The 18,694-nt window shown below is 40.8% G+C and carries 16 protein-coding genes; 9 read left to right on the forward strand and 7 right to left on the reverse strand.

All coding sequences use genetic code 11. The features are described 5' to 3' along the window. Positions 1–66 precede the first annotated feature (66 nt). Both SAR02S_RS10110 and SAR02S_RS10115 read left to right on the forward strand, forming a co-directional pair. Positions 67–1,077 (forward strand): OmpA family protein, encoded by a 1,011-nt coding sequence (locus SAR02S_RS10110; protein ID WP_041959288.1) that lies wholly within the window; start codon positions 67–69, stop codon positions 1,075–1,077. 12 nt (positions 1,078–1,089) lie between these two features. Continuing rightward, complete coding sequence (locus SAR02S_RS10115) at positions 1,090–1,905, forward strand: mechanosensitive ion channel family protein (protein ID WP_052433598.1); 816 nt, start codon at positions 1,090–1,092, stop codon at positions 1,903–1,905. Here SAR02S_RS10115 and SAR02S_RS10120 read toward each other — a convergent pair whose 3' ends face one another. Beyond that, positions 1,906–2,709, reverse strand: coding sequence for a DUF4197 domain-containing protein (locus SAR02S_RS10120; RefSeq protein WP_041959290.1), 804 nt, complete (start codon positions 2,707–2,709; stop codon positions 1,906–1,908). Positions 2,710–2,778: 69 nt separating this feature from the next. Between SAR02S_RS10120 and SAR02S_RS10125 the strand changes: the two genes are divergently transcribed. Together SAR02S_RS10125 and nifJ are read left to right on the forward strand one after the other, a co-directional pair. Further along, positions 2,779–3,417 (forward strand): HAD family hydrolase, encoded by a 639-nt coding sequence (locus SAR02S_RS10125; protein WP_041959292.1) that lies wholly within the window; start codon positions 2,779–2,781, stop codon positions 3,415–3,417. A gap of 174 nt (positions 3,418–3,591) precedes the next feature. Next, positions 3,592–7,176: a pyruvate:ferredoxin (flavodoxin) oxidoreductase gene (gene nifJ / locus SAR02S_RS10130; RefSeq protein WP_041959294.1), complete on the forward strand. Its 3,585-nt coding sequence runs from the start codon at positions 3,592–3,594 to the stop codon at positions 7,174–7,176. A 51-nt stretch (positions 7,177–7,227) separates the two neighbouring features. Here nifJ and SAR02S_RS10135 read toward each other — a convergent pair whose 3' ends face one another. The 4 genes from SAR02S_RS10135 to SAR02S_RS10150 all read right to left on the reverse strand — a co-directional run bounded on the left by SAR02S_RS10135 (position 7,228) and on the right by SAR02S_RS10150 (position 10,466). Next, complete coding sequence (locus tag SAR02S_RS10135; RefSeq protein WP_041959297.1) at positions 7,228–7,422, reverse strand: hypothetical protein; 195 nt, start codon at positions 7,420–7,422, stop codon at positions 7,228–7,230. Between the two features lie 224 nt (positions 7,423–7,646). Beyond that, a complete protein-coding gene (locus tag SAR02S_RS10140) occupies positions 7,647–8,414 on the reverse strand; it encodes a hypothetical protein (protein WP_041959299.1) in 768 nt (255 codons plus the stop codon). Then, positions 8,407–8,646 carry a hypothetical protein gene (locus SAR02S_RS10145; protein WP_041959301.1) on the reverse strand — a complete coding sequence of 80 codons (240 nt, stop codon included), beginning with the start codon at positions 8,644–8,646 and terminating at the stop codon, positions 8,407–8,409. Before SAR02S_RS10145 ends, SAR02S_RS10140 begins: the two co-directional genes overlap by 8 nt. Next, complete coding sequence (locus tag SAR02S_RS10150) at positions 8,643–10,466, reverse strand: Na/Pi cotransporter family protein (protein WP_041959303.1); 1,824 nt, start codon at positions 10,464–10,466, stop codon at positions 8,643–8,645. The genes SAR02S_RS10145 and SAR02S_RS10150 overlap by 4 nt, the downstream gene beginning before the upstream one ends. 84 nt (positions 10,467–10,550) lie before the next feature. On the opposite strand from SAR02S_RS10150, the gene luxS reads away from it, so the two are divergent. Next, positions 10,551–11,051, forward strand: a complete 501-nt coding sequence (luxS, locus tag SAR02S_RS10155) for an S-ribosylhomocysteine lyase (protein WP_041959305.1) — start codon at positions 10,551–10,553, stop codon at positions 11,049–11,051. 111 nt (positions 11,052–11,162) lie between these two features. Further along, positions 11,163–12,371 carry a serine/threonine transporter SstT gene (gene sstT, locus SAR02S_RS10160; protein WP_041959308.1) on the forward strand — a complete coding sequence of 403 codons (1,209 nt, stop codon included), beginning with the start codon at positions 11,163–11,165 and terminating at the stop codon, positions 12,369–12,371. A 26-nt stretch (positions 12,372–12,397) separates the two neighbouring features. On the opposite strand, the gene SAR02S_RS10165 is transcribed toward sstT, so the two are convergent. Beyond that, a complete protein-coding gene (locus SAR02S_RS10165; protein ID WP_041959310.1) occupies positions 12,398–12,811 on the reverse strand; it encodes a pyridoxamine 5'-phosphate oxidase family protein in 414 nt (137 codons plus the stop codon). A gap of 94 nt (positions 12,812–12,905) precedes the next feature. On the opposite strand from SAR02S_RS10165, the gene SAR02S_RS10170 reads away from it, so the two are divergent. Beyond that, a complete protein-coding gene (locus tag SAR02S_RS10170; RefSeq protein ID WP_052433599.1) occupies positions 12,906–13,598 on the forward strand; it encodes a rhodanese-like domain-containing protein in 693 nt (230 codons plus the stop codon). A gap of 17 nt (positions 13,599–13,615) precedes the next feature. On the opposite strand, the gene SAR02S_RS10175 is transcribed toward SAR02S_RS10170, so the two are convergent. Then, positions 13,616–14,041, reverse strand: coding sequence for a bacteriohemerythrin (locus SAR02S_RS10175; RefSeq protein WP_041959312.1), 426 nt, complete (start codon positions 14,039–14,041; stop codon positions 13,616–13,618). Positions 14,042–14,430: 389 nt separating this feature from the next. Between SAR02S_RS10175 and SAR02S_RS10180 the strand changes: the two genes are divergently transcribed. Further along, complete coding sequence (locus SAR02S_RS10180; protein ID WP_156961462.1) at positions 14,431–15,570, forward strand: efflux RND transporter periplasmic adaptor subunit; 1,140 nt, start codon at positions 14,431–14,433, stop codon at positions 15,568–15,570. Beyond that, positions 15,567–18,692 carry an efflux RND transporter permease subunit gene (locus tag SAR02S_RS10185; RefSeq protein WP_041959314.1) on the forward strand — a complete coding sequence of 1,042 codons (3,126 nt, stop codon included), beginning with the start codon at positions 15,567–15,569 and terminating at the stop codon, positions 18,690–18,692. Before SAR02S_RS10180 ends, SAR02S_RS10185 begins: the two co-directional genes overlap by 4 nt. Positions 18,693–18,694: the final 2 nt, after the last annotated feature.

Genomic DNA, 18,694 nt, shown 5'->3' on the forward strand with positions numbered 1-18,694 from the left:
AAAACTGTGCTATAATTTGATTCTTCACACATGAAATATTAGAAATATTAGTTTAAAGGACAAAACATGAAAAAAACATTGTTTTCATTAGCGGCACTAGCATCTATGGCATTTGCAGCACCAACTGCATACAACTACGAGGTAACACCAACTATCGGTGGTGTTTTGCCAGAGGGTAACCTTGATCTTAAAAATCAATTGACGTATGGTTTAAGATTTGGTATCAATCTTGACAATAACATTGTAAACCAAATTGAACTTGGTTACGATAGAAGTGACAATGTTGATTACAAAAATGGTAGAACAGACAATACAGACTTCAATCGTTACTATGCAAACATCGTTAAAGAGTACAAACTTACTCCAGAAGCGGCATTGTATGCTTTAATCGGTCTTGGTTACGAAGATGTTAGCAATGTTCAACTTGAAAACAAAGACAGCATGTTTGCACAATACGGTGGTGGTGTAAAATATTGGGTAACTGATAATTTTGCACTTAAAGCAGAAGTACGTCATGCAGTTAAATTCCAAGGTGGCGACAACAACATGTTCTACAGCCTTGGTTTTGTTATTCCTTTCGATGCTAAATCAGCTCCAGTTGCAGCAAAAGCAACTCCAGTCGCAGCTCCAGTTGTAGCAAAAGCAGCTCCAATTGATAGCGATGGTGATGGTGTTTACGATGACAAAGATAAATGTCCAAATACTCCAAAAGGTACCGTTGTTGATGCTGATGGTTGTACAAAAGTTATCCGTTTACATGTAAAATTTGATTTCGATAAATCAACTGTAAAACCTGAATTCATGCCTGAAATTCAAAAAGTTGCAGACTTTATGAAACAAAACCCAGGTTACAATGTTGTTCTTGAAGGTCATACAGACTCAAAAGGTAGCGACGCTTATAATATGAAACTTTCAGATCAACGTGCAAAAGCAGTTGCAAAAGCACTTTCAACCCTTGGTGTCTCTGGTGCTAAAGTAACAACAGAAGCATACGGTGAGAGCAAGCCAGTTGCTACAAACGACACTGAAGCTGGCCGTACTGAAAACAGAAGAGTTGACGCTATTTTCAAAAAATAATTTAGGATTATAATGAATTTACATATGGATTTAAGCTGGACAGTGATTGTCAATTTTGTCACTCTTTACGGGATGAAAGTACTTGCTTCTCTACTGATTTTTTTTATTGGTAAGAAAATAGCAGCTCTTTTAACAGCGATTGTTGTTAAAGGAATGCGTAAGTCAAAGATTGATGAAACCATTACCAGCTTTTTTTCCAATGTAATTTATTTTGGTCTTTTGGTGGTGATTATCCTAGCCGCACTTAGCAACCTAGGCATAAACACCACCTCTTTTCTAGCGGTTCTTGGAACAGCGGGTCTTGCTATTGGACTAGCGCTTCAAGGGACACTTTCTAACGTGGGTGCTGGTATCTTACTGGTATTTTTCCGTCCTTTTAAAATTGGTCATTCTGTGCAAGTTGCAGGAGAAAATGGCACGGTTGAAGAGTTAAATCTTTTTAGTGTCGTTCTTAAAACAGGTGATAATAAACAAATTATTATTCCAAATTCTGCTGTCATTGGTAAAAATATTATCAATTTTTCCGCAAAACCTACCTCTCGTGTCGATTTAACCTTTAATATTGGTTATGAAGATGACCTACGTTTGGCAAAAGAGACATTGCAAGAGATTGTTGATAAAGAGTCAAAAGTCCTAAATGAACCTGCTCCATTTGTTGCTGTAAGCGAATTAGCGCAAACGAGTGTCAAACTTGTGGTACGTTTTTGGGTTAAAAATGAAGACTCTGCAACGGTGAGTTTTTCTATGACTGAGAAAGTGAAACTTGCTTTTGATGAAAAGAGGATAAGTATTCCTCATCCTCCATTATCTAATACTCCTGAGGCGTAATTACTTTCCAAATACTTGTTGAATAATAGAGCTTCCGCTCGCCATTGGATTGCTACGAAGTGCTTTTTCTTTCTCTGCAATCATATAGAAGAGTCCATCGAGTGTTTTTCGACCAATATAATCTTCAATATTTTCATCTCCACTAGGAACGGCATCTCCCATTCCAAATCCTTTTGCAATAGACGAAGCTTGTCCTACCATAGCGTTATTGGAAATTCCTGATGTTGCACTGCTACCACCCGCAAACCCTTTGAGGCTTTGGTACGAACTCATGACTTGACTTTCACTCATACTCTCTTTAATAATCGGCATAATGGCACTCAGCAGTTTTGTTCCTGCTTTGGTTTTAAAGTAATCGGTTGCTGCGGTGTTGCTTCCATTTACGATCGCATTGGCATCTTCCACACTCATAGATGAGATCGTATCACTTAAAATGGAAGCCGTTTTAGGAACGGATTTGGTCGCTGCACTATTCATAGTTTTGACAAAATCATCCACATAGCTTTTGCCACCTAGTTTTTCAGCTGCTGTTGCTACTGGTTTCATGGAAGCTGGCAGAGGAATTTTCACAGCCGTATTGTTCAAATATCCGCCCTCTTTGCCCAGCAAAGAAACAGCTTGTTTTGCGCCAAGACTGAGAGCCTCTTTAACGCCTGACGTGGCACTGCTTTGTGACGTTGTACTGCTTGTAGTTGCACTTTTCTGAGTTGATGATGTTGCACTCACTGCTGTGTTAACAGCGTCTTGCCAGTTGGCAGCACAAAGCATAAGCGGAGCTAAAAGTATAAGACTTTTGGGTAACATGTATCTCCTTTTTAATGGTGTTGAAGTTATAATAGTATTTTACATGTAAAAGAAGTATTAAGGGTGAAGATGAAGACAATTTTATTCGATTTAGATGGTACATTGATCGACTCAACCGATGCAATTCTTGAGAGTTTTGGGGTAGCCTATGAAACCTTTGGACGACAAGTACCCGAGGATGAGCAGGTTAAAAAACTTATAGGGCATCCTCTGGATTTGATGTTTACAATGTTAGGTATTGATGCCTTAGAAGCAAATGATTATGTCTTAGCATACAAAGAGCATTACAGACTTATTTCACGTAAAAAAACAACACTTTTACCCCTTGCCCTTGAAGCCATTAGGCACGCTTCCAAAATTGCAACCTTAGGCATTGTAACCACAAAAACGGCACATTATTCGGAAGAACTTTTAGAGCATTTAGGGGTGATGCATCACTTCAAAATATTGATTGGAAGAGAGAGTGTCACATATCCCAAACCACATCCTGAGCCTATCCAAAAAGCGCTGTTTGCCTTGAATGCAGATCCTACGCAGACATGGATGATTGGCGATACGCCTATGGATCTTATCAGTGCAAAAGAAGCAGGAGTCCATGGCATAGGTGTTTTGTGTGGATATGGCACAAAGTTTGAGCTCGAAAAACACACTTCGCTTGTTGTTCATGATGCACTTGATGCTGTCAAAGTGATAGCACATCACGCATAGTTTTGTTATATCTTTATCATATTTTTAGACTATGATTTTGCGTAGGGCTTGGTTAATCTTAGTTTAAATCATAGGTGTTCAACTTTCATTTATGAGTTATTAAGAGAATGCCAAGTAGAATGAGAAACTCATCAATCCAAAGAATGAATGAAAAAATAACACAAGGGGAATTTAATGGCTAAAGTCATGAAAACTATGGATGGTAACGAGGCTGCTGCATACGCATCTTACGCCTTTACCGAAGTTGCTGGTATTTACCCAATTACACCTTCTTCTCCAATGGCGGATTTTACCGACATTTGGGCAAGTCAAGGAAAGAAAAACTTATTTGGAATGCCTGTTAAAGTTGTTGAAATGCAAAGTGAAGGTGGTGCTGCTGGAACCGTTCATGGTTCACTTCAAGCTGGAGCTCTTACAACAACCTATACAGCATCTCAAGGTCTGTTACTCAAAATCCCAAATATGTATAAAATGGCAGGTGGCTTACTTCCGAGTGTTATTCATGTCGCTGCTCGAACACTTGCAACCCATGCTCTTTCTATCTTTGGTGATCACCAAGATGTTTATGCTGCACGCCAAACAGGTTATGCAATGCTCTCTTCTGGATCTGTTCAAGAAGTTATGGACTTAGCAGGTGTAGCGCATTTGTGTGCGATCAAAGGAAGAGTTCCTTTTATGCACTTCTTTGATGGTTTCAGAACTTCACATGAGATTCAAAAAATTGAAGTGATGGACTATGCAGTATTTGATAGACTTTTGGACAAAGAGGCTGTTCAGCGTTTCCGTGATGAGGCTCTTAACCCAGAACATCCTAAGACTCGTGGTACTGCTCAAAATGACGATATTTATTTCCAAGGCAGAGAAGCACAAAACAAATTTTACGACGCATTGCCTGACATTGTAGCGCATTACATGGCTGAAATCTCAAAAGAGACAGGACGTGATTATAAACCTTTTACCTATTATGGTGCAAAAGATGCGGATCGTATCATTGTTGCGATGGGCTCAGTCACTGAGTGTTTGAAAGAGACGATTGATTATTTAATGAGCAAAGGTGAGAAAGTCGGTCTTATTACGCCACACCTTTACCGTCCATTTAGTGTCAAATACCTTATGGATGTTATGCCTGAGTCTGTTAAAAAGATTGCAGTATTAGACAGAACAAAAGAATCAGGATCTATTGGTGAACCATTGTATCTTGACCTCCGTGCAGTCTTCTATGGACAAAAAAATGCTCCAGTGATTGTTGGTGGACGTTATGGTCTCTCTTCAAAAGACGTTGATCCAGCACAAATGTTAGCCGTTTTTGAGAACCTCAAACTTGCAGAGCCTAAAAATGACTTTACTATAGGTATTGTTGATGACGTAACATTTAAATCACTTGATGTTAAAGAGAAAATGAGTTTGGGTGAGCCTGAGACTAAAGAGTGTCTATTCTACGGACTTGGTGCTGATGGTACGGTTGGCGCAAATAAAAGCTCCATTAAAATTATCGGTGATGAAACCAGCATGTATGCACAAGCATATTTTGCATATGATTCCAAAAAATCAGGTGGTTTTACACGTTCACACCTCCGTTTTGGAAAACATCCAATTCGCTCAACCTACCTTGTATCAAACCCTCACTTTGTCGCCTGTTCAGTAGCGGCATACCTTGAGTTGTATGATGTAATCGATGGTATCAGAGAAAATGGAACATTCTTGCTTAACTCTATTTGGGATGCCGATGAGACGATTAAGAGAATTCCAAATAAAGTAAAACGCATTTTAGCTACTAAAAAAGTTAAGTTTTACATCATCAATGCTACAAAATTAGCACGTGATATTGGTTTAGGTAATAGAAGCAATACCATCATGCAATCTGCTTTCTTCAAACTTGCAGAAATCATTGATTTTGAAGAAGCACAAGCCTTTATGAAAAAACAAGCGTATAAATCTTACCACAAAAAAGGTGACCAAATCGTTGAGCTTAACTACAAAGCAATCGATGTTGGCGCTAATGGACTTGTCAAAGTTGAGGTTGATCCATCATGGGCAAACCTTAAAGATGAAGTAAAAACACAAGACGTGGTTATGTACAAAGGTACTCCATTTGTTGAAGCGATTGCAAAACCAATCAATGCAGCACGTGGCGACAGCTTACCTGTTTCTGTTTTCAATGGTTACGAAGATGGTACATTTGAGCATGGAACCACTGAGTATGAAAAACGTGGTGTTGGTGTAACGGTTCCAAAATGGATCGAAGAGAATTGTATTCAATGTAACCAATGTGCATTTGTGTGTCCACATGCTGTTATCCGTCCATTCCTTATCAATGATGCAGAGTTTGCAGCTGCCCCTGAGGGTGTTAAAACGCATGCAATTGACGCAAAAGGTAAAGAACTTAAAGGTCTAAAATACAAAATCCAAGTTTCATCACTCGACTGTACAGGATGTGATCTTTGTGTTGAAGCATGTCCAACCAAAGAGAAGTCTCTTGTTATGGTTCCACTCGGTGAGAGTATTGAAGCGGGTGAGCAAGTCAATGCAGATTACCTCTTCAAAAAAGTTACCTATAAAGATGATATTCTTTCTAAAAACACCGTTAAGGGTGCTCAATTTGCAAAACCACTCTTTGAGTTCCACGCAGCATGTCCAGGTTGTGGTGAGACACCATACATTACGTTAGCAACCAGACTCTTTGGTGACAGCATGATGATTGCCAATGCGACAGGATGTTCATCTATTTACGGTGGTTCTGCTCCTTCAACACCATACCGCAAAAATGACAAAGGTCATGGTCCTGCATGGGGTAACTCACTTTTTGAAGACAATGCTGAGTTTGGTCTTGGTATGCATGTTGCCAATGAGACAATGCGTCATAGAATTCACTCAGTGATGGATGCTTCTGTCGAAAAAGCTCCAAATGCGATCGCAGCACTTTACAAAGACTGGATTGAGTTTAGAGACGATAGAGTAAAATCTACTGAAATTCGTGATCTTTTAGTACCACTTTTACAAGCAAACCCAACAGCTGCAGGTGCGGATGTCATTCTGAGCCTTAAACAGTACATTTCTAAAAAATCACAATGGATTTTTGGTGGAGACGGTTGGGCATACGACATCGGTTATGGCGGACTTGACCATGTTATCGCAAGTGGCGAAGATGTTAACATCTTGGTTCTTGATACAGAGGTTTACTCAAATACAGGTGGACAAAGTTCAAAATCATCACGTGCGGGTTCAATTGCTCAATTTACAGCAGCAGGAAAACCAAGCCAGAAAAAAGATCTAGGCTACATCGCGATGACTTATGGTAATGTTTTTGTTGCACAGATCAACTCTAATGCATCTGCAGCACAAACGATTAAAGCATTTGAAGCAGCTGAAGCCTATCCTGGTGTATCACTCATTATCGCTTATTCTCCATGTATTGCTCATGGTATTAAAGGTGGTATGGGAAAATCTGGTAACCAAGGTGAGCTTGCAACGAAGTGTGGTTACTGGCCAATTTATACCTACGATCCTCGCCTTGAAGCGGAAGGTAAAAACCCAGTTAAAATTACAGGGAAAGAGCCTGATTGGGCATTGTATGATGATTTCTTGATGAACGAAGTTCGTTATGCGTCACTTAAAAAGTCAAATCCAGAGCATGCACAAGCACTCTTTGAACACAATAAAAAAGATGCACAACGTAGATGGAGACAACTCAACCGTCTAGCGACTGCTGATTTTTCCAATGAATTATCTGAGGGAAAAGAGGTTAAAGAGGGCGAATAAGCCCTCTTTACATGTAAAGGGGTACGAAAGAAATTTCGTACCCCTTTTTTTTTAGTTTTGAAGTTCTGCTTTAACTTGTGCGTTTGACTTTACCACATCTCCACTTCCATGAATGATATGAGGAATACAGCCTGTACAAACATGAATCTCTTCACCATTTTTCATTGCTTTAATAAACACAGCCCCCGCACTCTCTTCGCTTGATCTTAAGCAAACATTACACACTTGAATATTGTTGATTTCCATAAAAGACTCCTTGTTAAATTTGGCGTATTATAATTAAAAAAAGAGCTAAAAAGATTGAGCGAGATCAAGTTTACATGTAAAACGAGCTTTGCTTGTTGGCGTTAAAGCGTTTTGTAAAACAATCAGGTTATATTTCTGCCAACATCGTTGGCAAGCTTTAGTAGCCTAGTGCAACGTAGTCAACGAGCTTTGCTTGTTGGCGTTAAAGCGTTTTGTAAAAACGTCTATAAAAATAGAACCACGCTCATCATCGCATCAATGCCAATATCTATAGGCTCCTTGCCGATGAGTCTTGCACTGTTTTTGACTTGAAAGATAATTTGACCAAGCAATGTTTCAAAGTTAGCGTTCGAAGGATCTAAAATGCTCTCTTTGTGATTTTTAATAAAAGCAAGATTTTGGATCATTTCCCAAGAAGGTTGCTCTCCTGCATGAAGTCTATTTTGAAACTCGATCTGCCAGTTGTTTTGCCATGTTAAGAAAAGATAATTATCGTTTTTATCTTTAGCCGTTTTGATTTTCCATTTGACCACTTCAAGGTAATAGTAGAGCTTTTTAAAGGCCTCTTGATTGTATGAGAGTGTTGTTATTTGATGACCTTCGCCTATTTTATAGGTTTCCCAGATCAATTTATAGAGTCCAAGAATGAGAAAGTCATTGCGATCAGGAATATTGTTATTTTTATCGAAAGCGATACGTAAATAATCATCGTAGGTTTTAAGAGACACACCATTAAATTTCATACGAATGGTGTTTTTTGAGGTGCGCATTTCGTTGATGATAAAATTTTGACTCTCTTTGCCGTAGCTTTTTGGATTGCGAAGATCAAGTTTTTCTTTGTAGATGATGAGGTTTTCAACAACCTTACTATAGTCATAATGCAGCGATGTAGCACCGTGCGATTGGAGCACTTCGCCTATTTTTTCTTGAGGAGTAGTGGTGGTCGCACAACCGTAAAAAAGAAAAATCAAGAAAAAACAGAGTCTAATCATCCACAATTTCCTTCCCTTTTTTAATCTGCTTTTTGATGATTTTTATGCTGTCATGAATAGCTTCACGCTTGAGCAGATCAATCTCATCTTTAAGCTCTTTTTTGAGAGTAATGCGTCTGAGTTTTAGCTTCTTAATCAACTCTTTAATGGTCTTTTTTTTCGTACTCTCTTCATCTGGCACGGTTATGCCAAAAATCTCTTTGATTTTGTGAATAAATTTTAAGCCATTCATGATGAACTCCTTGGCTCGTTTGAATAGGTTAGATCGGTTACTTCATTTTCATTTAAGATCAAAGCTTCTCGACCTTCTGAAGACTCTGTGTCCGCATGAATAAACAATATATGAGCTACCTTAGTGAGTTCTGAGGCAATGGTGAAAGCATACGTTGTATCGTTCATTAAAGAGGTTGCCATGGTATACGTGATTTGATTGGTACGTATAAGATTATCAAGCGACTTGTTTGCGGCGATGTCGTATTTCTGGGCATCAAGTTTCAGTTTACTGAGAAGTAGAACCGCAATATCCTCTTCTGTAGTATTGACAATAAGTTGCATATTCCGCAGGTGTTTGATGAGATTTTTACGAATCGTATTGTATTCATTTTTAATGGCTCCATTATCGGATTCAAGGTAACGTAGCATATTTTTTTGCATGTGTTTAGCGGCTTTAAATGCTTCCACCATACCTATCGTAGCGTTTTTAATCGGAATAAACTGGAGCTTTTTTTCATCGGAAAACTTACCTTGTGCCAAAATGGCAAAGTTAATAATTTTTCCGTAAATCTCTTTGATGCGCTTTTCATAATACTCATCCATATTGACGTGCATTACGCTGCTGCGCAATTTTAAAATGTCTGCTACCTCCATGCCAGAGTTGATATCTTCTTTGTTAACACTCAATCCTTTCGCGATAATGTCAAAAATATTGTTGTAAAGATGTTTGGTCTCCTTCAGAAGCGTTGCTTGTGCCGTATCGGGGAAGTCAAGGGCAACGTCGTTGATAAAGAGAACATCATCACTTTGGCTTTCAAGAGTGACTTCTGGTTTGATGAGATGATTGAGTAGGGCGACCAACCCATGCACCATAGGTGCAAATAAGAGTACGCATATCAGATTAAAATAGGTATGGTAAAGGGCAAGCTTGAGTGTGTAATCTTCATTTGGAATTCCCAAGAAAGGTGCTGTAAGGTCAATAAAATGGATAAATTGCGGTACAAACCAGATGAGCAGAAATCCTGTAAGAAAATTAATTAAAAAGTGAGCGCCCGCGAGTTTTTTACCCTCATATCCCGCTCCCAGTGCTCCTAAAATAGCCGTAATCGTTGTCCCAACATTGGCGCCAATCGTCAGCGCAATGGCATTCTCATAGGTAATCTGCGAAGCGGAGAGCGCTGTTAAAATAAGGACTAAAGAGGCATGCGAAGACTGCATGATGATGGTCATGCCTGCACCTATGAGCGTAAAAAGAATCAATCCTGTAAAACCATCTGCGGAGTATTGCGTCAGATCAATCGTCTCTTTAAACGCGTCAAAGCCCTCTTTCATGTAGGCAATGCCTAAAAAGGAGAAACCAAGCCCTGCAAGGGCATACCCAATGCCTTTAAGACGTTTGCTCTCCTGAAAAATAAACAAAGTTCCAAAAACAAGCATCGGAAGGGCATAGGTAGCAATGTTGATTTTAAGCCCCAGTCCTGCAATGAGCCAAGCGCCTGTCGTCGTACCGATGTTTCCACCTAAAATGATCCCAATACCTTGTGCTACGCTAATAAGCCCTGCACTGATAAAGGAGATCGCGATAACCGCTACCAGACCGCTGGATTGCATCAGTGTGGTAATTGCAGCACCAAAGAGGATACTTTTGTAAAGATTATTGGTGATTTTTTTGAGAAATTTATCGAGGAGTCCACCGACAAAAAAGCGAAACCCTTCTTCAAGGCTTTGCATACCAAGCAAAAAGATCGCCACGCCTGCGGCTATATGAAGAACATTTTTACTTTGAATAAAAGCATACGAAAGTGCAAGTATGACGACAAAAAGCAACAGTCGTTTCAAAGTATTTTCCTTTACATGTAAAGAAGATATAGGACAAATTATTGTACACTTTTTTAACGAAAATAGAATAAAAAAGGATTTTAAATGCCATTACTGGATAGTTTTTGTGTAGATCATGTCAAAATGCCCGCCCCTGCAGTAAGAGTTGCAAAAGTGATGAAAACTCCAAAAGGCGATGAGATCACCGTGTTTGATCTTCGTTTTTGCAAACCAAACCAAGCGATACTACCAGAGCGTGGCATTCATACGTTAGAGCATCTTTTTGCAGGGTTTATGCGTAACCATTTAAACGGTCAAGGTGTTGAGATCATCGATATTTCGCCGATGGGATGTCGCACAGGCTTTTACATGAGTTTAATCGGCACACCGAATGAAGAGCGTGTTGTCAATGCATGGAAAGCTGCGATGGAAGATATCTTACATGTAAAGAGTGAAAACGATATTCCAGAACTCAATGTATATCAATGTGGGACGTATAAAATGCACTCACTTAAAGAGGCACAAGAGATTGCTTCGAACATTCTGTCTTCAGGTGTTGGCGTTATGAGCAATGAATCACTAAAGCTGGATCTCTCAAAGGTCTAAAAAATTTAGTCCCATTGAGGTCACTTTGAGATGTTAAAATAACTTGGGTATTACTAAATTCCCAAGTTATACACATCTTAGTGTGATGCGTAAGCGTCTTAAAGGAACACAATGGAGCGATTAGTCGCAAGGTATAAAGAGGGCAATCTCATTGTTCTCATTCTGATCGGTATGGTGGTGGGCGTTGGTATCGCTCTTGTTTCTCCTACAGCAGCACAGGCTGTTTCTATTTTAGGAACGCTGTTTATTGGAGCGTTAAAAGCAGTTGCACCTGCACTTGTTTTGGTACTTGTCGCGACAGCGATTGCAACCAAACCCGTGGGCGTTCAAACAAACATCAAACCTATTGTTCAACTCTATGCCATTGGTACACTGTTATCGGCATTGATTGCGGTTGTTGTTAGTTTCTCTTTTCCGTTAACATTGGTACTGGCGAATGGGCCAGAAGCAGGATTAACGCCTCCTCAAAGTATTATTACCGTTGTTAAAGGCTTTTTAGTAAGCATGGTCGATAATCCTATTAAAGCACTCTCTACGGGCAATTATATCGGTGTGTTAACATGGGCAATCGCCGCAGGTCTTGCACTTCATTACAGCAGTGATACTACTAAAAAAGTAATGGAAGATACCAGTGAAGCATTGACTAAAATTGTTCAAGCGGTTATCAAATTGGCACCATTTGGTATTATGGGAATTGTTGCTGAAACATTTGCAGAAACAGGTTTTGTAGCACTTTTAGGTTATGGAAAACTGCTTATTGTTTTGGTTGGAGCAATGGTATTTGTGGCGCTTGTCCTCAATCCACTGATTGTTTATGTCAAAATGCGTAAAAATCCGTACCCTCTTATTTTTCTTTGCCTTAAAGAGAGTGGCGTTACGGCATTTTTTACCCGAAGTTCGGCTGCAAATATCCCTGTGAATTTAGCATTGTGTAAAAGATTAGGACTCGATGAAGATACCTACTCTATTTCAATTCCTTTGGGTGCAACGGCTAATATGGCTGGAGCAGCAGTTACGATTACGGTCTTAACATTGGCAACAGTCAATACCCTTGGTATTTCGGTTGATATCCCAACAGCCCTTCTATTAAGTGTCGTTGCAAGCATTGCAGCAGCGGGTGTTTCAGGCGTTGCCGGTGGATCACTTCTTTTAATTCCTCTTGCGTGCGGTCTTTTTGGTATTAATGATGCGATTGCAATGCAAGTGGTTGCGATTGGCTTTTTGATTGGTGTCATTCAAGACTCAACAGAAACAGCACTCAATAGTTCAACGGACGTTGTTTTTACAGCGGCATGTTCCACAAAACCACTTAATATTTAAATATTACATGTAAAACAATTTGGCATTTAATTGGAGGCAAAAAACTCCAATTTTTTGCCAAATCCAAGTGTGTTATCGGTAAATTTAAGATACGTGATCTCGATACCCCATAAAACAGGTTGCATCGCAATAGCATAGGGGAAACGTTTAAAGTAGACTTTTTTCTCTACTTCTGTTGCTTCTCTAAACACTCCTGTAAATTGTACTCCTTGGATTTTACCTATCAGTTTTGTCTCCAACGCCACACTCCCTGCAACATGAGTATTTCCCAAAGCTTCATGCCCATGCCTTGTCTTTTCATCCGTTGCGATAACAAAAGTAGTGCTCTGCTCATGAAACGCATAGAAGCAACTTGCACAGTAGGGAAGATTATCTTTACATGTAGCCAATGTGAGAAGGTGGTGTTTTTTTAAAAAAGCGGTAATGGATGGCTCTAACATGGTTATCCTTTGAAAAAAAGTATAACGTATTTTCTTTTTCTCTTTTATATTTTTAAAAGATTATTATAGCCTCATTGAGATAAAGGAGTTGCAGATGCGTTTCATTTTTTTTGCAGTGCTTTTGACGGGTGCTCTGTTGGCTGAAAATCCGATGGGTTTGCAATTTAGTGGTGTTAAAACAACCCATGTGATGAGTGATGGAAAGAGGCAAGGCGTGGTCATTGAACGCAATACCCCTTCTTCGTGCAACCATGTTTGGATTAATACAGAAGCGATTTTCAGTGGAGATTATGCGGGTAAAGATGTTCCCAAATTATGCCAAAAAAGCTTTGTCACTACGGTTGGTAAAATTCAACCTATGAACATCGCACAAGGCGTGGTTACGGTGGGTGAAATTGAGGTGCTTGATTTTATTAAAAACAAAGCCAATGTTGCGCCCAATGCTTACATTTTAGTCGATGCGCGAAAACGCGACTGGTATGAGCAGATGACTATACCCAGTAGCATCAACATTCCTTTTGATGAGATCGAGTACGATGAGGCAATCCCTGAAGATTTTGAGCGAGTGCAAAAACTGTTAGGGTTTAAAAAAGCAGGTGATACATATGATTTTACTCATGTAAAAACGGCACTACTTTTTTGTAATGGAGCGTGGTGTGCTCAGTCAGGCTTGGCGATTGAAAAACTGATCAAAATAGGGTATCCGAGAGAAAAATTGTTATGGTATCGAGGAGGCTTGCAAGATTGGTTAGCACTTGGATTGAGTGTTGTTCAGCCTCAAAAGTAGTTTACATGTAAAGGTGGTTAAAGAAAAGATACGACATCTTCATCTGTAACAGTAATACTTTTACGCCACTTTTCGATTTTAAGATCATTTTCCAAAATATGTTCTGCAAGCCATTTTTTGGCGATTATTTGGATGCTTTTTTGAAGTTCAACCACCCCTTTGTTCTCTTTTAAAATGTTTGTCATGCCATCAATAATGCTTTCATGAAATTTCTTATGTTTTTCCAAGAGAGGGTAATCAAGACTTTGCATATAAGCCTCTTCCTCTTTAAAATGTTTTCCCATGTAGTCATAAAACTCTTTAAAAAGCCTTCCAAGTTCAGCTTTGTTGGCATTATCGGGGTCGAGCCTTTGTGCTGCGTTAGCAAGCTCAAAAAGTTTTTGATGCTGAGCATCAAGTAACGCGTGATGTAGGCTAAAACGCTCATCCCATTCAATGACCACTGATATTCCTCATAAAATAATTTTACAGCATTCTACCACGCTTTGACTGTTTTTTGGCAAGGTTTGGTTAACATAAAAGAGATAAAATGGTGTTAGTAACTGACCTTACGCACTCTTTACAATTTTGCATGAGCTTTTATCAATGTAGAGGCTAGGCAAAGTGACAAAGGTTTGGCTAAAGCCAAATCGAAGTCATTTTAACGACGCCTATGCGTTGATGAAAGCTCACCCCATAGGGGCACACTAAAAAGACATCATCTGCGTCGTTAGATTTCATCGCCATAGCTTTAGCTATGACTCAAAAATCTGTCTAGCATCTAATACCTTTTTAGTATGTGCAAAGTTGCAAAGAGTGTGTAAGGTCAGTTAGTAATTTGCAAGGAAATATGATGCTAATCAAAACTCTAAAACCACTCCTACTCACGTTACCACTCTTATGGCTTGGTTGCTCGGGTGAGAGCAAACCTGTCAAGTCTGCAATGTCAGTTGAAGTTGGTACGTATGTGCTCAGTGCCCAAAACGTTACGTTGACACGTGAATTACCGGGGCGTACAAAAGCAACACTTAGTTCTGAGATACGTCCTCAAGTAGGCGGTATCATTCAAGCGCGCCTTTTTGAAGAAGGTGCAGTCGTCAAAAAAGATGCGGTACTTTACCAAATTGACCCTTCTGCTTATCAAGCCGCGTTTGATGAAGCCAATGCCGCACTCAAAAATGCTGAAGCAACGCTTGAATCTGCGCGCCTCAAAAGCGAGCGCTACGCGGATCTTGTCAAGATAGATGGCGTGTCTAAACAAGACATGGAAGATGCAAAAGCGGCTTATTTACAGGCTATTGCAAGTATTGATGGAAAAAAAGCAGCCTTGCAAACAGCACGTATTAATTTAGAATACACGAAGATCAAAGCACCTATTAGTGGGCGTATTGGTACTTCAAGTGACACCGTTGGAGCACTTGTCACAGCGGGGCAAACGACGGCTCTTGCGACGATTCGCGTACTTGATCCTATTTACGTGGATCTTGCACAGTCCAGTACGCAACTGCTAAAACTGAGAGCACTGTTAGCACAAAAAGGTGTAACGCACGGCAGTACGAAACTCTCTTTGAAACTTGAAGATGGTACGGTGTATCAACACAGTGGTAATCTCCAATTTCAAGAAATAGCCGTCGATGAAAGCACAGGCTCTGTGACCCTTCGTGCGACATTCCCTAATCCTGAGGGTGTTTTGCTTCCGGGTATGTATGTGCGCGCACTCATCGATGAAGCCATCAATGCAAATGCTGTTTTAGTACCGCAACAAGGGGTTCAGCGTGATCCTAAAGGCAATGCAACGGCACTCATCGTTACTGCTGAAAACAAAGTCGAGAAGCGCGTACTCACAACCGATCGTGTCATTGGCGATACATGGCTTGTCAACAGCGGATTAAATGCGGGCGATAGAGTCATTGTTGAAGGTTCTGGTAAAGTACGAGCAGGTGATAGTGTTCGTGTGGTAGATGTCACCACAACCTTGGGTAAAGCACAATGATCGCACACTTTTTTATCCATAGACCCATTTTTGCATGGGTTATCTCTATTGTGATTATGCTTGCAGGTATGGGATCGATTCTGACCTTACCGGTTGCACAATACCCTGATGTTGCGCCACCAACCATTCGCATCGATACAACCTATACGGGAGCTTCTGCACAAACGGTGGAGAACAGTGTCATACAGATTATTGAGCAACAACTTACAGGGCTTGATGGACTTTTGTATTTTTCTTCCAGCAGTAGCTCTTCAGGAAGTGCTCGCATTGATGTAACCTTTCAAAAAGGAACGGATGCCGATACCGCTCAAGTTCAAGTGCAAAACAAAGTAGCCCAAATCACCACACGTCTTCCAAAGTCCGTTCAAAATGAGGGTGTGCGCGTTACGAAAGCGCAAAATGACTTTTTGATGATTGTCTCTTTGTATGACATCACCGATACCAAAATGTCGGTCGATGTTGCCGATTATTTGCTCAGTACATTACAAGATCCGATTGCGCGTTTAGAAGGTGTGGGTACGGTGCAAGTGTTTGGTGGTCAGTATGCCATGCGCATTTGGTTAGATCCCAATAAACTGGCTTCGTATAGTTTGATGCCCTCCGATATCAGCAGTGCTATTACGGCGCAAAACGTGCAGGTCTCTGCGGGTAGCATTGGTGCATTGCCAAGTTCAGGAGAACAACAGCTCAATGCCACCGTGACCGCTAAGTCACAGCTGCAAACAGCAGAAGAGTTCGCCAATATCATTGTCAAAAGTGATAGCAATGGTGCCATCGTTCGTTTAAGTGATGTTTCCAGAGTGGAACTTGGAAGTGAGAGTTACAGCAATGTCACCAGACTCAATGGTCATCCAGCCTCTGGACTTGCGGTGATGCTAGCCCCTGGGGCTAACGCACTCTCAACGGCTGATCGCATTAAAAAGACGATTGCAAAGATGGAACCTACGATGCCAGATGGTTATAAAGTAGCGTATCCTAGAGATAGTACCAAGTTTATTCGCATCTCCATTGAAGAGGTTGTCAAAACACTTTTTGAAGCGATTTTACTGGTCATCGTGGTTATGTTCGTCTTTTTGCAAAACTGGCGTGCGACCCTCATTCCTGCCATCGCCGTGCCCGTTGTTCTCTTAGGAACCTTTGGTGTTTTAGAGGTTTTTGGTTACTCCATTAACACACTAACCATGTTTGGTATGGTACTCTCCATTGGTCTTTTGGTGGATGATGCGATTGTTGTTGTTGAAAACGTTGAGCGTATTATGCGTGAAGAGAAGCTCTCTCCTGTCGAAGCAACCGAGAAGTCGATGAAAGAGATCACGAGTGCTTTGATTGGTATTGCAACGGTTCTTTCTGCTGTTTTCCTTCCTATGGCGTTTTTTGGAGGCTCAACGGGAGTAATTTATCGTCAGTTTTCCATTACGATCGTCTCTTCGATGATTCTCTCTGTCATTGTGGCGCTTACGCTAACACCAGCACTTTGTGCTTCATTGTTAAAGCCTCATGTTGAAACACATGGACATGGTTTCTTTGGTTGGTTTAACAACACGTTTGAGTCGCTCATTGAGCGTTACAAAGGCAATGTCAGCGCTGTGATTGCACGTCCGATACGTTGGATGCTTCTTTATGGCATCATCGCTGCTGTGATGGCATTTTTGATTTTACGCCTACCGACTGGTTTTTTACCGAGTGAAGATCAGGGTAACAGCATGGTTCAGTTTAGTTTACCTGAGGGTGCTTCGTTTAAACGAAGTGACGCCGTTGCGCGTGAGATAGAACGCTACTTCTTAAATAATGAATCCAACAACACCGAAGCGATCTTTACCATCTCTGGCTTTAGCTTTAGTGGAAGTGGTCAAAATGCGGGTATGGCGTTTGTGGCACTCAAAGACTGGGATCAAAGACCTGGTGTTTACAACAGAGCCGATACCATCTCAAATCGCGCCACGATGAATCTTTCACGTGTTCGTGATGCACAGATATTTTCGCTCAATCCTCCTGCCATTCAAGGACTAGGTCAGAGCAATGGCTTTAACTTCCAGCTTCAAGCCCTCTCCGATACGGATCGTGAACAGTTTAAAACCTTTCGTGACACACTGCTAAGCAATGTACGCAACGATAGCCTCTTTACTGCGGTTCGTTTAGGAAGTTTAGGTGAAACACCGCAATTAAAAGTGAAAATTGATGAAGCCAAAGCCGTAGCCCTTGGACTCTCGCTCTCTGACATTGACGATACACTGAGCTTCGCATGGGCAGGCAAGTATGTCAATGACTTTGTCGATCGTGGACGGGTTAAAAAAGTTTATGCACAAGGCGATATGGCGTTTCGCTCTAAGCCTGAAGATTTGGATCAGTGGTTTGTTAAAAGCAGTCAAGATGTGATGACGCCTTTTTCCGCATTTGCCACATCAAGTTGGAGTTATGGTGCGCAGACGCTCACCCGTTATAACGGTTTGGCATCGTATGAGATTCAAGGTGCAGCCGCTTCTGGAATTAGTTCGGGTATTGCGATGGATAAGATGGAAGCTTTGCAGGCAGCTCTGCCAACAGGCACAAGCTTTGCGTGGAGTGGACTCTCGTATCAAGAAAGGCTTTCCAGCGGGCAAACCGTTAAACTCTATGCCATTTCAATTTTGGTCGTATTCTTATGTTTAGCCGCCCTTTATGAGAGTTGGGCCGTACCGTTTTCTGTTTTATTGGTCATTCCATTGGGTATTTTTGGTTCAGTCGTTGCGGCATCTCTTCGTGGACTCGAAAACGATGTCTATTTCCAAGTAGCTCTTTTAACGACCATCGGACTCTCTTCTAAAAATGCTATTTTGATCGTTGAGTTTGCGGAAGCGGCGTATAATCGTGGAAGTTCGCTTGTCGAAGCCGCTGTGGAAGGCTCAAAGCTGAGACTTCGCCCGATTTTGATGACATCACTGGCGTTCATTGCGGGTGTTTTACCTCTGGCTCTCTCCAGTGGAGCGGGGGCAAACAGTCGTATTTCGATTGGTACGGGTATCATTGGAGGAACGCTCAGTGCGACCTTCTTAGCGATTTTCTTAGTGCCGCTCTTTTTTGTGTTGGTTCGTGGAATATTTCCAAAACGTCAGCATCATGCGACAATGGTAGGGGAGGTTTAAGA

It is taken from the genome of Sulfurospirillum arsenophilum NBRC 109478, assembly GCF_000813345.1.
Taxonomy (GTDB): domain Bacteria; phylum Campylobacterota; class Campylobacteria; order Campylobacterales; family Sulfurospirillaceae; genus Sulfurospirillum; species Sulfurospirillum arsenophilum.

Bases quoted from the DNA above. Each gene is read 5' to 3' on its own strand.
- SAR02S_RS10135 (WP_041959297.1), bottom strand. From the start codon at position 7,422: ATGGAAATCAACAATATTCAAGTGTGTAATGTTTGCTTAAGATCAAGC.
- SAR02S_RS10140 (WP_041959299.1), bottom strand. From the start codon at position 8,414: ATGATTAGACTCTGTTTTTTCTTGATTTTTCTTTTTTACGGTTGTGCG.
- SAR02S_RS10125 (WP_041959292.1), top strand. From the start codon at position 2,779: ATGAAGACAATTTTATTCGATTTAGATGGTACATTGATCGACTCAACC.
- sstT (WP_041959308.1), top strand. From the start codon at position 11,163: ATGGAGCGATTAGTCGCAAGGTATAAAGAGGGCAATCTCATTGTTCTC.
- SAR02S_RS10145 (WP_041959301.1), bottom strand. From the start codon at position 8,646: ATGAATGGCTTAAAATTTATTCACAAAATCAAAGAGATTTTTGGCATA.
- SAR02S_RS10120 (WP_041959290.1), bottom strand. From the start codon at position 2,709: ATGTTACCCAAAAGTCTTATACTTTTAGCTCCGCTTATGCTTTGTGCT.
- SAR02S_RS10110 (WP_041959288.1), top strand. From the start codon at position 67: ATGAAAAAAACATTGTTTTCATTAGCGGCACTAGCATCTATGGCATTT.
- SAR02S_RS10170 (WP_052433599.1), top strand. From the start codon at position 12,906: ATGCGTTTCATTTTTTTTGCAGTGCTTTTGACGGGTGCTCTGTTGGCT.
- SAR02S_RS10180 (WP_156961462.1), top strand. From the start codon at position 14,431: ATGCTAATCAAAACTCTAAAACCACTCCTACTCACGTTACCACTCTTA.
- SAR02S_RS10115 (WP_052433598.1), top strand. From the start codon at position 1,090: ATGAATTTACATATGGATTTAAGCTGGACAGTGATTGTCAATTTTGTC.
- SAR02S_RS10185 (WP_041959314.1), top strand. From the start codon at position 15,567: ATGATCGCACACTTTTTTATCCATAGACCCATTTTTGCATGGGTTATC.
- SAR02S_RS10165 (WP_041959310.1), bottom strand. From the start codon at position 12,811: ATGTTAGAGCCATCCATTACCGCTTTTTTAAAAAAACACCACCTTCTC.
- nifJ (WP_041959294.1), top strand. From the start codon at position 3,592: ATGGCTAAAGTCATGAAAACTATGGATGGTAACGAGGCTGCTGCATAC.
- luxS (WP_041959305.1), top strand. From the start codon at position 10,551: ATGCCATTACTGGATAGTTTTTGTGTAGATCATGTCAAAATGCCCGCC.